We start from the raw sequence: 13,545 nt of genomic DNA on the forward strand, positions 1-13,545 counted from the left end.
GATCGTGCAGCAGCAAGGAATCAAATGCGTCAGGATGACACAAGTGTGCCTTATAATGGCTCAGCGTGATACAGTGACTTGATTTAATGCGCTCATAATTGGAGCAGTGCAGAATTAACCCGTTCCGGTTTGTCGCGTCAGGCACAAAGCGACATGAAAAACTGCACGCAGGATCACAAACATTGCCCACCAATAACAAATGCTTTAAACAATCGCAGAGTAGATTCCCTGCATGATAAACCGGTCGATGTCTCGCCAGAGAGGGCTTTGGACAGCCAGGTCACCGTTCTCAATCATCCACAAAAGGGGCGAGAAGACGGGAGGCGTGGCGTGAGCCTGCTCCTGAGCTTTGGTCGAGGGGACCCAGAGGTGTCGTTTCTTCTGTTCAAAGGAAGCTGCATTGATCGTGTCAGACAGCAGGCTGATCGCCCCGGCGATAGGAAGATTCAGCTGGCCGGACATGCGGGAGGCAAGCTCCCCCAGGAACCCCGTTCCCGCCAGATAGATGCGTTGACGGTGAACGGGCAGGAGGTCGATCTGGGACTTCAGCCAGTTTTGGAAATGATCGTCGAGACGATCGATCAGCCATTCGTCGGGGTACTCGATGACGAGGCCGATATAGTTGCGATCGCTGATCGAGGGGAAACGCTGTAGCATTTCGAAGCGTTCACGTCGATCACTGCATAACCAGACAATGAGCGGATAGCGGTACGAGGGTTCGAACCCATCAGGCAGGATGACCGAGACTTCGCCCAGCTGTTCCATCGGAGAAGACGTTTTCTCTGGACGCGACCTTTCTGGACGCGGCGATGTGTTTTGATTTTCAACGGAAAACTGATGGCGTCGCGGATGAGTCACTCTACGTCCTTCCTTGAACGATTTCACTGACGTGGTCTGTGCAGCAGCCATCCTTCGTCAGTGTCGCTTCGGCGCAAGCTAGGCTTTCATTTTGCCGGGATCGTTGATTGGCGTCAACTCGAATCCGCAGGAGGTTCAGGCTGTGGTCGCCCGAAGCGTTGGTCGAAGGAATGTTTCAGCGAGTGATAAAAGGGGACGACCTGTCCCAGCGCGAAGAAAAATCGGTGCACAACGACGGGGCGGGGATAAAAGTTCGCGACGAAGTCGAAGCAGAATTCCGTGTTCGTATGACGGATGAGGACGGCGTTGGCGTAGCAGCCGGGCTGATGACGCTCGGGGAATTTCAGGCCGTCGTAGATCTCATCAATCTGAATGGGTTGGGAACGTGAAGAGGCAACCCGAGGAACGGGCGTGACGCTGGCTGAGGGGACGCCCGCTGTGTTGTCGACGATTCCCGGTTCGATCGGGCCAGTGTCGGTTGTCGGCGTATTGCGTTTGATCGGCAGAGGGGCGGGTGGAACGGGGCCGAAGGTTTGCTCGTACTGCTCGATGTTCGATTCGAGGGCGCGGATGAACTGGCGCGTGACTTCGTGAGGAAGAATGACCCGTCCGACGACGGAATTGGGCTGGTGGAGGCGCAACACGAAATCGATCAGAAATTCGTGCGGCCCTGTCATCACGATGGCGCCGTTGGCGAATTGGCCCGGAGAGACTGGCTCGGGAACGCGGGCGGCAATCGGCTGGAAGTGAAACTGCGCATGCAACGGAGGACTGCTGTGGGGACGATCGTCAGATGGCTCGGCAGGTTCATCGGGCACGGCGAAAAGGCTCCACGTCGTCTGGTGCAAGGCTCAAAGACAGGGGTTCCTATCATCCACAAAGAAGAATGTGAACGCAATGCACGAGGTCAAGCGAGTCAACAGGCGATCATCGAAACGTCTGGCCAAGCATGTCGAAGGTGGGACGTAAAGCGACGTTGATGATGAGGCCGATGGAAGCCAAGGTGACGAGCAGACTTGAGCCGCCGTAACTGACCAGGGGCAATGTGATCCCGGTGATCGGCATCAGGCCGACGGTCATGCTGACGTTGATCGTCAGCTGGGTGGCGAGCAGAGTCGCGATGCCGACTACGAGGAGCCGGCCGAAGGGCTCTTCGGTCGAGGCAGCGATCCGGTAGGCATTTCCTAGGAGCGCCAGGTAGAGTCCGAACATGATGAGGCAGCCGACCAGGCCGTAGCGTTGGCCGATGCGGCAGAAGATGAAGTCGGTTCGCGAGGCAGGCATGTGGACGTCGAGTTTGTCTTCATGCGCGGGATTGTTGAGATCGACGCCCCAGACGCCGCCGACGGCGAGCATGCGTTTGGACTGGTGGAGGTGGTAGCCATCGCCCGAAGGAGCGGTCCCGGAGTCCTTCTGGGTGAAGACAGCTGTCACGCGAGACTTCTGCTCTGCGTTCATGCCGATCCACAGAACGGGGACCATCATGACGCCCAGCACGATCAGCAGCAGCAGGTGATACCACCGTGCACCGGCTGCAAAGAGCATCGCAAACAGGACGGGGATAAACAGCAGCGAAGTCCCCAGGTCGGGCTCTTTGAGAATGAGGGCGACAGGGATGCCAGTCAGGACGAACGGGATAATGAGTCCCGAGAGTTTGCGGTAACTGCGGTCGTAGATCAGATAATGCGCGAGCGCCATGACGTAAGTAATCTTGGCGAACTCAGAAGGCTGCAAAGTCATCGGGCCAAGAGGAATCCAGCGCTGGGAGCCGTATTTCGAGGGCAGGAAAAAGACCAGTACCAGCAGGACCAGCGTCAGGAAGAAGAGCAGATAGCTGAACGGCATCCAGCGTTTGTAATGGATGGTTGCCATCGTGATCATCGCGGCTGTCCCCACCACGGCCCAGAAGAGCTGGCGCGTGTAGAAATCACTTTCGCCGACCACCAGGTCAGCGAAGGCAATGGCAGACATGCCCAAGGCAATGAGCGCGTACACGGACATGAGCATCCAGACCGGCACGCGGGAAATCAGATCGTACGTCATGCTGCGTGTTGTATGTCGGAACCCGATTTCAGGGCTAGAGGAAATGCCTCACACGCGCATCTGACCAACTGAAGGGAAAATCGAACCACGGATAAACACGGATGGACACCGATGGGAAGTCGTGAGGTTTGAGTCGTGAGACATGAGGCGGAACATGAGGGCAACTATTCAGGAGCAGATGGACTTTCTAAAATAGTCTGTACGCATCCCACAAACGCATTCTGAAAACTCTGCGACCTCTGCTCGCCCCTGCGTGCTCTGCGTTCCAGTCTTTCTTCTTCGATTTCAAAGTCCCGCTTGTACGACCAGGCCATTCACCATGCAATCGCTTTTTACCGCTGTCGATCAATACTATTCCGAGATTCTCTCGATCACTGACCCGATTCTCGATGAAGCCCTCGCGCTCTCGCAGGAAGCGGGACTGCCAGAGATTGCGGTCTCGCCGCAGTTGGGGAAATTCCTGCATATCCTGGCGAGAATCTCGGGGGCGAAGTCGATCCTCGAGGTCGGCACACTGGGCGGTTACAGTTCGATCCATCTGGCCCGCGCTCTCCCCCCTGGCGGGAAGATGATCACGCTGGAATTCGAGCCCAAGCACGTCGAGATCGCTCGTCAGAATATCGACGTCGCGGGATTGTCAGACAAAGTCGAAGTCCGCCAGGGAGATGCATTCGGCCTCCTCGAAGACATTATCAAAGAGGGTCACCAGCCGTTTGACCTGATCTTTGTGGACGCGGATAAACACAACTATTACCGCTACTTTCCGCTGTGTTTGAAACTGTCTCGTCCAGGGACACTCATTGTTCTGGACAATGTCGTTCGCGAAGGGGAAGTCATCAAGCCCGAGACCCAGGACCCCAACGCCCTCGGGATTCGCAAACTCAATGAGCTGGTGTCGCGCACCGAAGGTTTGACGACAACGGTCGTGCAAACCGCGGGAGTGAAGGGGCACGACGGGATGATGCTGGTGGTGGTGGATTGATGTAGGGTCCGCTGTGCGGACCAATATGGACGATCAACACTGTAAATGAGCCCCAAATCACTTAGAGATTTGTCGGCTTTTTAGCTGTACTCATGCGAATTGACGGTCCGCACAGCGGACCCTACGGGAAGAGTGATATGACGCAGACGACTTCGAAGATTGACGCGGTTCGTATTTCCGTGTTGCAGGCGCGGCGCGAGGGGAAGCGGATTGCCTGCGTGCCGACAATGGGGGCGCTGCATGAAGGGCATTTGAGTCTCATCGACGAAGCCAAAAAACTGGCGGACTATGTCGTGGTGACGGTCTTCGTCAATCCGACGCAGTTCGGGCCGCATGAAGACTTTCATAAGTACCCGCGGCCCATCGAAAAAGATATCGCCATGTGCTCCTCGCGCGACGCGGATCTCATCTTCAACCCGGATGTCGAGACAATGTACCCGAGTACGCCGGGGGCGAAGACGTTTATTGAGGTGCCAGGTCTTTCGGAAATCCTGGAAGGGGCGATCCGGCCGGGGCATTTTCGCGGGGTCGCGACCGTCGTCATGAAGCTGTTTCAGATCGTCATGCCGGATGTCGCCTGCTTTGGTGCCAAGGATTTCCAGCAGCTGGCAGTCATCAAGCAGATGGTGCGTGACCTGAATTCGCCGATCCAGATCGTCGGGTGTCCGACGATCCGCGAGGCAGATGGTCTTGCCATGAGCAGTCGCAACGCCTACCTTTCGCCCGAACAGCGCGCCGTCGCGATTCGACTTTACGAAGCCATGATTTTCGCGAAGAATCAGGTGACGGCTGGTCACAACGATCTAACATCGATCATGACCAGAATGGCCGAGATCGTCACCCGCGATAACGCGATGACTCTCGATTACGCCATCCTCGCCAACCCGACCACTCTCGAAACATTGACTCAGCCGCAACCCGAAATGGTGGCCCTCGTCGCCGCCCGAAATGGGACAACCCGGTTGATTGATAACATGATGTTGACGGCCGAAAAATAGCCACAGAGGACACAGAGTTCACAGAGAGTTTAAACAGAGTTTCTGAATCGAATCTGTTTAATTTCCTCTCTGAGCCCTCTGTGTCCTCTGTGGCAATAAAAACTCTCTGCGAGCGTTTCATGCGACAGATCTTGTTTCGAATTAATATGCATCAACCCTGGTTACCCTACGTCGAAGAACCGACGTCCGGGTTGCCGGTGATTGGTTCGATCTGGCTGCTGGTTGCCTTATTTGTCGGCTGGCTGGCGTGGACGTTTTATCGCAAGCGGGGAACGAAATGGGGACCGGATGAGCAGAGTGCCCTGTCGACCTTTGGGACTGTGACGGTCGTTGCGCTATTGGCCCCCTTCTTCCTGCCGATGGCGACCGTGCCGGTCTTCGGGTATGGGGCGATGCTGTTGCTTTCGTTCTGGTCAGCGGGGACTTATGGCGCCTGGCGGGCTCGTCAGCAGGGAATTCCGGAGAAGCTGATCTGGGATCTGGCGATCACGATTCTAATGTCGGGGATCGTCGGCGCGCGGATTTTTTATCTGGTGCAGAAGCGCGAAACGGTTTTTGCGGACGTGCACACAGTCGGGCAGTTTCTTTTCACGCTCGTTAATCTGCCAGACGGTGGGATTGTTTTATATGGCGGGGTCATCGGAGGCGCAATTGCGTTTCTGGCGTTCTGTCGTCATCACAAACTCAGCGTCTTGAATATCGCAGACATCGTCACGCCTTCGGTCTTTCTGGGCGTGGGATTCGGCCGGATTGGCTGTTTTCTCAATGGATGCTGCTACGGCGACTTTTGCGATCTTCCCTGGTCGGTGCAGTATCCTCACGGGACGAATACGTTTGATGCGCTCGTCATGCGTGGGTTCATCAGTGCCGCGGATGCTGCCACTCCGCCGATGCATCCCTCACAGATCTATAGTTCGATCAACGGTTTTCTCATCGCGATCTTAACAGCGAACTTTTTTGCGGTACGGCCCCAAGTTGGTTCGGTGCTGGCACTCGGATGGATTCTGTATCCAATCCTGCGGTTTCTGGAAGAACGGGTTCGTGCGGACGAACTGGGCCAGTTCGACACCGGGCTGACGATCTCCCAGCTGTTCAGCCTGGGGCTGGGAGCGTTGGGCATCATCTTCGCGATTTATCTGGCGTTCTACGGTCAGAAAGTCACGGCGCGCTCGAAGATCCAGTCCACGACCTGACGCTGACTCCTCTCAATCTGCCGCGAATATCCTTGGTACGGAGCGTCCCTGATGCGTGGTCTGGATTTCAGTTCCTGGGGCGGGATGATCTCGACGCTGCTGGGGTTTGTCCTGATCACGTTTGTCATGGTGGCCATCCGCCTGCTGGTGACTCAGATCGTGCAGCAGCGTCGCGAGCGCGAGAACCGGCAGATCAATGAACGACTGCGAACGCTGATCGCTGCCTATAAAGTCCTGGGTGGTTCCTTCACCGGGATCTTGACGGTTGATCCCACACACCTGCGAGATCTCCAGCGCCTGCAGACGGCGCCAGCAGCCACAACGGATGTCGCGCTGGAAAGCAGTGTTCCTCTCTCGTCCACATCAGAGCGATCGCGCCGGATTCGTGACGCCGTCGAGGGAGCCTTGTCCGATTTAATTCTGCTGGGCACCGAAGAGCAGGTGAAACTGGCGGCGACCGCTGCGAGCGAACTCGTAGCCGGGAAGACGGTTCACACCGATGAACTGGTGTCGTCACTGCGTGATTTCATTCGCAAGGTGCTCGACCTGGAACCAATCCCCGCTGAGCTGAAAATTCCTAAGCAAGGCCCTTCCCGAACCCTGGGTGGATCAAACAGTGGAAAAGGGAAAGCCGAGGGCGAGGGTGGTAATAAGGGAGGCAAGGGTGATGGCGGCGGCGGCGGAATGGCTTTGGGCGGTGGTATGGGAATGGGGCTTGGACTGGCAGCCGACCCTCAACTGGACGATGAGCCATTCAACAAATGAAACGCCGATTTTTGCTTTTCTTATCCGTGTTTTCTTCGTATTCATCCGTAGTTTAGCTTCGGGTGCGTCATCAGGTTTGAAGGCACATTGCCCCCGGTGACTCACCGGGGGCTAAATATTGGTGGGAAAATCTGTTAGAACAGATTTCCGAAATTGCATGGAACTTCGCGATTCCTGACAACGTCTGTTTGGTAACGAGCCGTGACGACTACCGACCGAGATCTGATTGACGCCGCCCTGGCTGGCCGAACCTCTGCGTTCGGGCAGCTGGTGGAGCGGTATCAGCAGCGCCTGGTCTTCTCGCTGACGAAACTGACCGGATCACACGAGGAAGCCCTCGATCAGGCCCAGGAGGCGTTCCTGCTGGCCTATCAGAAGCTCGACTCCTTCCGCGGCGATGCTCACTTTTATTCCTGGCTGTTCCGAATTGCGTATCACTGTGCGATGAATCATCACCGTCGACGCAAATCGACGGTCTCCCTGGAAGCAGTGCGCGAGACCGCGGGATTTGATCCTGTCGATGGGGCTCAACTCCAGGATCAGGGACAGACGATGATGGATCAGGAAGATCTTGCTTTGCTCTCGGTCGCGATGGATGACCTGACTGACGAGCATCGCGAGGTCATTACGCTCAAAGACCTCAGCGACCTCTCCTACGAGCAGATCGCTGACGTTCTGCGCTGCCCCATCGGGACAGTCCGCAGTCGGCTGCATCGAGCGCGTCTGGAGCTCAAGAACGCCTTTTTGAAACGCTCGAAGGTCGCCTCGATGCTCTCGCGTCAAGGGGCACCGGGAGCAACCTCCTGACGGATGATACGTTTACATTCGCAGACCATCAAAAACAAAAAACTTCACCACAAAGCCTCAAAGAGCACTAAGGTTCACAAAGAAAGAGAAAGAACATTCGGAAATTGTGGTCACCATTATTGTCTGGATTTAGATTATCTTTGTGAAACTTTGTGTCCTTCGAGTCTTGGTGGTGAACCTCTCTTCGATTGAAAAGGATTGATTTCGACGTTCTCCGGAAATAATAGAAACGAATGAAACTCACACCCGACGATGACCGAATCTCTGCTTACCTTGATGGCGAACTTTCGCCCGAGGAGCGAGCCGCTTTTGAAGCGGAGCTGGCGACCTCGCCCGAGGTGCGCCGTCTCGTCGACGAACTGGGCGGGCTCAAGCGTCGCGTCAACGAGCTGCCGACGGTCGGTGTGAAGGTCAATCTGGCTCCTGAGATCCTCAAACGAATTGAAGCTCAGCGATCGGGAACTCCTGTCGCAGCCTCTGCGTCGCAAAGTCCGACCAGCCAGACGGCCTCTGAGAAGATCCATTTTGGAAACGTGAACCAGTCCAAGTCGACTTCCTCCTGGTATGGCAGAAGCCGTCGCGCGATGGCGATGCTGATTGGTTCGCTGGCCGTTGTCGTTGTCGCTGTGGGAACAACGATGTGGTGGCAGGTCCAGCATGAGCAGAATCTCGGCGATGCGAATGAGTCTTATTTTGGCGTGGCGTTGAACAGCGAACAGGCTCCGGACGTCTCGACCCATCTGGAAATGGCGTCGGCTCCGATGGCAGATGTCATGATGAGTCGGACGGATCTTCAACAACAGCTGGATGTCGATCCGGCTGCCTTATTGGCGCAAGTTCCTCAACTGAATTCGCGAAACAAGTGGGCGACGATCATGCCCGCGCCGGAAGGTCCGGTTGTCGAGTCACAGATGCAAAGTGACCAGGTCGTCAACAATATCTATATTCAAAATACCAACCCGACGAGCGAGCTGATTCCAGTGGAAGTCTATTGCGACTCGGTACCAGCAACAGTACGCGGTCTGGAAAGATCCCTCGCCAGAAACGGCATTGCCCTGCAGAACAACTTCAGTGAATCGATGCTCGCAGCGTCGGAGCAGGACTCCGTCTCGGGTCAGTACAAATCGAGACAGTATAAAACGAGCATTCCAGAAGAGCCGACCGAGGCTGCCGACGCGAATGTCGATGGCGTTTCCACGATGATGTCAGGCTCACCAGCGATGGCACCTGCACCAGAGATGACGTCGCCCGCCCGGATGAATGAATTGGTAGAGACTGAGCCTGAACAACTTTCCGATGTCTCGATCACGCAGCGTGAGAATGGAGATGTCGCGGTCTATGTCGATGCCCCTGCCAGCCAGGTCCTGCGATTCCTCGCCGATGCCGAGCAGCAGCAGGATGTTTCCAAGCTGATGTTCAATAACATCGAGCCAGTCCAGGTGACGACATTCGCGGCGACTACCTCGCCCGCTGCTGCCACGGATTTTGCCAATCCTGACGCTGCGATGACGAATTTCCACATGGCTGGAACACCACCGGTGGATATTCCCGCTGCCCAGCCACAGAATACGCGCATGATGAAGTCGAATGTACTTCCCAAACAGGCGTATGAAGCAGAGTCCACAACGTCAGCCGCAGGTCAGGTTCTGGAAAACAAAGCCGAGTCGTTTGCGGGCATCGCTGGTAGTTCTCCTGCTGGTGCGATGATGGACAGCCAGGCCGACAGCCCTCAAATGCAGGTCGGACAGGCGACCTGGATGGAACTGCCACGCCCCTCAGCCGCTGTCCGCGATAATCGGTCGATCGGACTGGAGCGTCGACAAGTTCAGGCTCCGTTACAGATTGCAATGCCGATAACGGCAACTCCGGAAAACCAACCCGCGTCGACTCCCTGGTCTGACCGTGAAAACCTGACCCGCGGGGTGCCTTCCCTCCCGGACAATTTGAGCCTTTCCGAATCCGTGACGTCCAATGGCCGTGAGGTTCCAGGTGCACAAGCCCGCGGCGGCTATTCACCAAAGATGCAGGACGATGTTCGCTATGGGACAGTTCTCTCAGAAGCAGCTGGTAGTTCGACTCCAGTGAATGCTGCCGAGCCACGCTGGCGAGTGCTGCTGATCTTAAAGCCGCAGTCAACCAGCAATCCCAATGTCCCCCCTCCCCCCGCCATGCCAGAGCAAGCAGATTGATGTCGGCCCAAACAATTCGTACATGCCGAATTTAATAGAGTCGCGGTGCAACGGAACGCATTAAACGACCACGCTTCATTTATTGCGTTCAGAAGAGGTAGAAATTGAACCACAGAGGCACGGAGGACACAGAGACTGCAGAGAAAACACAACTTCGATCCCTTCTTCTCCGTGACCTCTGTGCCTCTGTGGTCAATTCTCTTTGTTCTGATCAAACAGGAATAAGGCACCGTTTGAGGAGTGGCGATCTAAGTAGGGTGCTGGTGAGTCTTCGAACCGCACCAAATGCGTACTCACAGACGACTCGTCGTTCGGTTGCACATTTGGTGCGGTTCGCAAAGCCTCACCAGCACCCTACTGACCGAATTAGAAAACAGGCTCTTACCAAAAAACACTTCCTGGGCTGACAATCCCGTCTCTCAAACCAACGAAAAAAGGGGCACGACGAAGATCGCCGTACCCCTTCCGGAAAGAGATCGCGTTGTTGGAATCAGTTCTTATGGAAATGGGTCAGGATCACGTCGAGTTCGTCGGCGAGTTGATCATCCAGACTGGCTTTCTTGCCTTCGGGTGATTTGTCTTTCCGATCACTGTCGTGAGGCTTCTTGCCGCTGTGGTCCTTATCGCCATGCTCTTTATCGGCTTTGGGCTTATCGCCGTGGCCTTTTTCGGCGTCATGTGGCTTCTTACCAAAGGCAGGGCCATGTCCACGGTCGAATGGACCCTGACCAAAGCCGCGACCGCCGAAGCCGCCGCGTCCCATGGCATGTTCGCCCGGACGACCTGGACCTTGTGGGCCGCGATGACTAGCTGGGCCTTTGTGGCCTGCTGAGGCTCCGCCGTAGTAGTTATTGATGATCACGATGTGAGGTGCACTGCCGCCCCGGCTGAAACTGTGTTGTCCAAAGCCGTGTCCGCCGAAGCCACCGCGATGAGCGCGACCTTGTGGGCCATGTCCGCCATGGTGGGCGTAGGAGGGACGAGGACGAGACTGGTACTCACGCTTGGCGTGTTCTTTCTTGGGTTCCTTTTTGTCGCCCTCTTTTTTATCAGCGTGTTCCTTATCACCATGCTCTTTGTCTCCATCGCGACCATCTGGACCACGACGTTCTCCATCGCCGCCACGCATCCAGGGGGCTCCGCCGAATCCGCCGCGACCACCACCAAAGCCCGGCCCGCCAAAGCCGGGACCGCGTCCACCTTCAGGACGATCACCCTCTGGCCGGTCTGCTCCTGGACGGTCACTTGGTGGTCGGCCACCCTCAAGACGTCGGCCTTCTGGACGGTCGCCGCGAGGACGATCCCCTTCCGGACGATCTGCTTGAGGCCGGTCACCTTGAGGACCTTCGCCACGGAAGCCAGCGGCACGCTCCTGAATGCCGGTTGGCATCATGAGTTCGCGAGGTTCTAAGCCATTGCCGTCTTTATCGAGTTGAGCGAGAAGTTCACCCGCTTTTTCAAGCTCGTCTTTGGAGAGCGTTCCATCGCCATCAACATCCAGCTTCGAGAAGAAGGCCGGCATGGGGCGTCTTTGCATCAGTTCGCGGACGGGTGTTCGTTCGCGTTCTGCGGGCGGCTTTTCGTCGTCAGCGAAGCTGCTGGAAGCAGTGACGCACAGGACGCTGCTTGAGAGCACCATGGTGCTCATCAATCGCGTGAGGAATGGGTTCAGTGAGCGCATACGTTTCTCCAGTAACGGATCAAGGGGTGGCGGCTGCTCAGCGTGAGTGAAGCCGGTCATCGTTCGACAGGACGTGTGAATTGAGCGGACTTGTCTATGAGTGCCGCTGGCTGACAGGGATAAAACACAGGGAGGCGTGCAAAGTTTCGCGACACGGAAAAAGTTTTGTCAGAAATCAGCGGAGTGATGCTTGTTTGAACGAGCATGAAACCAGCGTATTTGCCGCACTTTTCTACGAGCGCGAATCGTAAGCAGGCTATTCAAGCGAGTCTTAGAAGCTGTTCGAAAATTTAAGAACCTCCCCCGGGAGGGCGAGGTTCCGTCCGAGCCGCTGTCCCGCGTTGCACACGATGACAACGACAAGATGCCAATTTTCACATCTCCTTCTCAGGCCTGAAGGGCCGTCATCAGTCAGCGATGAACCCACCCCTTCAGGGTGGTGATCGTTCAATGGTCTCACTCACCCAGGATTTCATCCTGGGCTGGTAGAAATCGTCCCTTCAGGACGAAGAACACAAGGCCACATTGCTCTGAATACCGCTTAGGTTCGCAATGCACGCCGTTGCGCTCCCCGCAGGAGAAGAACCAGATTTATTCAACGACCGGCTTTTTCACGATCTGATTGTATTCACGCTCAGACTGAGTCGTTGAATTGGGCACACCGAACTTGGTGTTGAGCAGATCGTCATTGAGACGGCGCGGTTCATCGCGCGGGATCGCCATGTCTCTCTGACGGGTGTACGTTTCCGGGCCGAGGTCTGGCAGTGGGTACGCGTCGAAGCGTTCCTGACGTTTTTTGGCAGTGCGCGGGTCGTCCCAGCCAAGCTTGGGCAGGCTCGTGTTCCAGGGCGTAATACACCCCGACGAAGCCAGCGTCGCCAGCAGAACTGTCCAGCAGATAGCAGAAGAACGCTTCATAACGGGCGCGGAAGTTAGCAGAAAACCACGCTGCAGGCCTAGAGGAGTTTCCAGACAGCTCTTCGGCTGGTATTTCCGCGAATTCTTTCTCGTTTGGCCCGGTGGTTTGTCCAGCGATGCGGGAGTGATTACGATAGGAGCTCACAACCATTCCCAGGGAACCTGAACATCTATGTCGACTGCTTCTCCTCGTGTGTGTGTCCTGCGTGCTCCTGGCACGAACTGCGATGCGGAAACGGCGTTTGCGTTTGAAAAAGCGGGCGGCAAACCCGACAGCCTGCACCTCAACGAGTTCCTCGCCAAACGCAAGCAGCTGAAGGACTATCAGATCCTGGCAGTCTCCGGCGGTTTCAGCTTCGGCGATGACATCGGCTCGGGGGTCGTGCTGGCCAGCAAGCTGCGTCGCTCACTCAAAGATGCGCTGACAGAATTCCTGGCCGCCGACAAACTGGCTTTGGGAATCTGCAACGGTTTTCAGACACTGCTCAAGGCGGGTGTCCTGCCGAACGGCACCTCGTCTTTCCCGCCGACTCCAGAAGCTCGCTCGCAAGCGACGCTGACGTGGAACGAAAACGGCCGCTATACCGCCGTCTGGGTGAAGCTCAAAACCGCGGGTAGTAACAGCGTCTTCCTGCGTGGCGTCGATGACATCGAGCTTCCATGTGCCCATGCGGAAGGGCGGATCGCTGTTCGCGACGAAGCAACTCTGAAAGCCTGGCAGGACGCCGGTCAGATCGCCCTGCAATACGCAGATGATGACGGGGCAACAGGGACGAACAAACTCCCCTTCCCGATGAATCCCAACGGTTCCGCCTGGAACATCGCCGGCTTGAGCGATCCCACAGGACGCGTGCTAGGCCTCATGCCGCACCCCGAGCGATTCCTGTCCGCCACGAATCACCCTCAGTGGACACGCCGCAAACTGACAGGTGATGGAGCGGGGTTGAAGCTGTTTCAAAATGCGGTCGGGTATTTTGCTTAGTGCCCCGTAGGGTCCGCTGTGCGGACCGTCAATTGGCCTAAGAATACCGGTCAAGAGCTTGATTCCAACTAGTCACGTCGAAGTTCGTCTGTCGATTAACGGTCCGCACAGCGGACCCCACGAAAGACA

The 13,545-nt window shown here is 56.3% G+C and carries 12 protein-coding genes; 7 read left to right on the forward strand and 5 right to left on the reverse strand.

Features of this window, described 5'->3' with window-relative positions; genetic code table 11:
- Window positions 1–204 precede the first annotated feature (204 nt).
- The 3 genes from SH248x_RS15685 to SH248x_RS15695 all read right to left on the reverse strand — a co-directional run bounded on the left by SH248x_RS15685 (window position 205) and on the right by SH248x_RS15695 (window position 2,901).
- A complete protein-coding gene (locus SH248x_RS15685; RefSeq protein WP_459555240.1) occupies window positions 205–765 on the reverse strand; it encodes a hypothetical protein in 561 nt (186 codons plus the stop codon).
- 206 nt (window positions 766–971) lie between these two features.
- Window positions 972–1,676, reverse strand: coding sequence for a DUF3467 domain-containing protein (locus tag SH248x_RS15690; RefSeq protein ID WP_459555241.1), 705 nt, complete (start codon window positions 1,674–1,676; stop codon window positions 972–974).
- Between the two features lie 109 nt (window positions 1,677–1,785).
- Window positions 1,786–2,901 (reverse strand): FtsW/RodA/SpoVE family cell cycle protein, encoded by a 1,116-nt coding sequence (locus SH248x_RS15695; RefSeq protein ID WP_459555242.1) that lies wholly within the window; start codon window positions 2,899–2,901, stop codon window positions 1,786–1,788.
- 319 nt (window positions 2,902–3,220) lie between these two features.
- On the opposite strand from SH248x_RS15695, the gene SH248x_RS15700 reads away from it, so the two are divergent.
- The 6 genes from SH248x_RS15700 to SH248x_RS15725 all read left to right on the forward strand — a co-directional run bounded on the left by SH248x_RS15700 (window position 3,221) and on the right by SH248x_RS15725 (window position 9,835).
- The gene (locus SH248x_RS15700; RefSeq protein ID WP_459555243.1) at window positions 3,221–3,883 is read left to right on the forward strand and encodes an O-methyltransferase; all 663 of its coding nucleotides are present in this window, start codon (window positions 3,221–3,223) and stop codon (window positions 3,881–3,883) included.
- A gap of 137 nt (window positions 3,884–4,020) precedes the next feature.
- Window positions 4,021–4,881, forward strand: coding sequence for a 4-phosphopantoate--beta-alanine ligase (gene panC, locus SH248x_RS15705; protein ID WP_459555244.1), 861 nt, complete (start codon window positions 4,021–4,023; stop codon window positions 4,879–4,881).
- 119 nt (window positions 4,882–5,000) lie between these two features.
- On the forward strand, window positions 5,001–6,074 hold the full coding sequence (locus tag SH248x_RS15710; protein ID WP_459555245.1) for a prolipoprotein diacylglyceryl transferase: 1,074 nt from the start codon (window positions 5,001–5,003) through the stop codon (window positions 6,072–6,074).
- A gap of 51 nt (window positions 6,075–6,125) precedes the next feature.
- Window positions 6,126–6,839: a hypothetical protein gene (locus SH248x_RS15715; RefSeq protein ID WP_459555246.1), complete on the forward strand. Its 714-nt coding sequence runs from the start codon at window positions 6,126–6,128 to the stop codon at window positions 6,837–6,839.
- A gap of 201 nt (window positions 6,840–7,040) precedes the next feature.
- On the forward strand, window positions 7,041–7,646 hold the full coding sequence (locus SH248x_RS15720; RefSeq protein WP_459555247.1) for an RNA polymerase sigma factor: 606 nt from the start codon (window positions 7,041–7,043) through the stop codon (window positions 7,644–7,646).
- A 233-nt stretch (window positions 7,647–7,879) separates the two neighbouring features.
- A complete protein-coding gene (locus SH248x_RS15725) occupies window positions 7,880–9,835 on the forward strand; it encodes an anti-sigma factor family protein (protein ID WP_459555248.1) in 1,956 nt (651 codons plus the stop codon).
- 490 nt (window positions 9,836–10,325) lie between these two features.
- Here the strand turns inward: SH248x_RS15725 and SH248x_RS15730 are convergent, their stop codons facing one another.
- Window positions 10,326–11,516, reverse strand: coding sequence for a hypothetical protein (locus SH248x_RS15730; protein WP_459555249.1), 1,191 nt, complete (start codon window positions 11,514–11,516; stop codon window positions 10,326–10,328).
- A gap of 591 nt (window positions 11,517–12,107) precedes the next feature.
- Window positions 12,108–12,434 carry a hypothetical protein gene (locus tag SH248x_RS15735; protein ID WP_459555250.1) on the reverse strand — a complete coding sequence of 109 codons (327 nt, stop codon included), beginning with the start codon at window positions 12,432–12,434 and terminating at the stop codon, window positions 12,108–12,110.
- Between the two features lie 172 nt (window positions 12,435–12,606).
- Here SH248x_RS15735 and SH248x_RS15740 point away from each other — a divergent pair, with 172 nt between their 5' ends.
- Window positions 12,607–13,416: a phosphoribosylformylglycinamidine synthase subunit PurQ gene (locus tag SH248x_RS15740; protein WP_459555251.1), complete on the forward strand. Its 810-nt coding sequence runs from the start codon at window positions 12,607–12,609 to the stop codon at window positions 13,414–13,416.
- Window positions 13,417–13,545 lie beyond the last annotated feature (129 nt).

Source organism: Lacunimicrobium album, from assembly GCF_052161635.1.
In the GTDB taxonomy this organism is placed as follows: domain Bacteria; phylum Planctomycetota; class Planctomycetia; order Planctomycetales; family Planctomycetaceae; genus SXPC01.